Source organism: Xenorhabdus thuongxuanensis, assembly GCF_001908095.1.
GTDB lineage: Bacteria > Pseudomonadota > Gammaproteobacteria > Enterobacterales > Enterobacteriaceae > Xenorhabdus > Xenorhabdus thuongxuanensis.
The window spans coordinates 1-1615 of sequence record NZ_MKGR01000071.1; the positions used below are offsets into that span (position 1 = coordinate 1).

Below are 1615 nucleotides of genomic sequence, written 5' to 3' on the forward strand. Positions count from 1 at the left end.
TTAGTGCAGCCGACTTCTGACATTATTTTATCAGAAGTCATATGCACACAGGGCTCTAAACCCTATCAATTGGTGCAGTCGCCTTCTGAAAATGACACAAATTGAAGGGACTCAGGGACTTCCTCTGGAAGAATCTGAATACGACCAACAAAAGGCTTACCCTGAATATCGTCATCAGGGTGATCAGAGGCTGGATAAATTATCATGGCATATCTGATAACCAGAGACGAGTCGGGCAGTTTATCTACCAAAGTACGCGAATAATCTACAGATGGTTCAACCGTCAAGGTGGGCGTCGCCGACTGACGTGGAAAAAGCTGAATCTGATCTTGAAAATGCTAGGTTATTTTGCCGGATGAAGGTAAGTTCATCGTCACTGAGAGCATAACAGGACGCCAGCTCTTTTTGCGATAGGGATTTATTGAAATGCGGATAAGCTGTGCGGTCAACCGAGGTCATAGTGGTATACTCGTCACTCTGAACGGTTCATTAATACGTTCGTTTTTGTAAACCAGATGATGACGAAATGCAACAATCTTCTCAGATGTCATTCAGAGGGCAATGATATCAATTAACAGGGCATGCCTATGACATCTGAAAATGACGTCCGGAGCAATATGGGTATCAAAAACAGGTTTACAAAATCAACATTCACCTTATTAAAAATTAATGAGTTCATTAAACTTATCGCATGAAATTTGGTTACGCACGTATCTCCACGCATGAGCAAAACGCTGACCTGCAACTTGATCAGCTACGGCAGGCGGGTTGTGAAGAAATATTTTGTGAAACGGCGAGTGGAATAAAAGCCGCCCGCCCGGTTTTAGAGCAGCTCCTGAGTAAAATGCGGCCGGGTGATGTAATTGTTATCTGGAAACTGGATCGATTAGGCCGTTCTCTTCGCCATCTGATTGAGTTAGTGAATCAGCTAATGGAAAAAGGCGTCGGTCTGAAAAGTCTCCACGATCCCGTGGACACAACGAATGCCCAGGGCCGGCTGGTATTTAATATATTTGCATCATTAGCCGAGTTTGAACGTGACCTGATTGTTGAGCGGACTCAGGCAGGCTTGACAGCAGCCAGAGCTAGAGGACGCTCTGGAGGGCGTCCTCCGGGGTTAAACGAAAAGGCAAAAAAGAAAGCGATTGCTGCCGAAGCGCTGTATATAAAAGGTGAGCTAAGTGTCAACGAGATAGCGGAAAACCTGGGGATCAGCAAGGTCACCCTTTACCGTTATCTTCGCTATCGGGGCGTGACGATAGGATGTAAAAATTCTCTCATGTGACACTCCGCTCAGGGAATAAGCTGTTACGCCATTTCGCTATGCCAACATTTTACACGTATTATGAACAGACCCGATAATGATGAGACTCTTATATTTCTCATTTCTTTCCAAGTCGTTAACGACGTCCTTTTCAAAAAAATTTTCACATTACGAATAAGCTGCCACATAAATTGGCAACAATAATTGCGTGTCACCGTTTCATGGAGTGATTGCCATAACCGTTCTATTTTGTTTAACCAAGGCGAGTAGACCGGAAGAAACAGCAACGTCACGGTGGGATTATTCAGCAGCCATTCTCTGACTTTCTTACTTTTATGGATACCGTAGTTA

General features: G+C 44.2%; 2 protein-coding genes and 1 pseudogene. 2 read left to right on the top strand and 1 reads right to left on the bottom strand.

The window, feature by feature from the left end; translation table 11 throughout:
• Window positions 1-98: 98 nt before the first annotated feature.
• A pseudogene (locus tag Xentx_RS17990) lies at window positions 99-359 on the top strand (group II intron reverse transcriptase/maturase); the annotation flags it as partial.
• Window positions 360-691: 332 nt separating this feature from the next.
• Window positions 692-1285, top strand: a complete 594-nt coding sequence (locus tag Xentx_RS17995; protein ID WP_074021860.1) for a recombinase family protein — start codon at window positions 692-694, stop codon at window positions 1283-1285.
• A gap of 23 nt (window positions 1286-1308) precedes the next feature.
• On the opposite strand, the gene Xentx_RS18000 is transcribed toward Xentx_RS17995, so the two are convergent.
• Window positions 1309-1615, bottom strand: a 307-nt coding sequence (locus tag Xentx_RS18000; RefSeq protein WP_208607608.1) for a transposase, incomplete at its 5' end; no start/stop codon positions are given.

Excerpts from the sequence above, each read along its gene's own strand:
- Xentx_RS17995 (WP_074021860.1), top strand. The coding sequence starts at position 692 with ATGAAATTTGGTTACGCACGTATCTCCACGCATGAGCAAAACGCTGAC.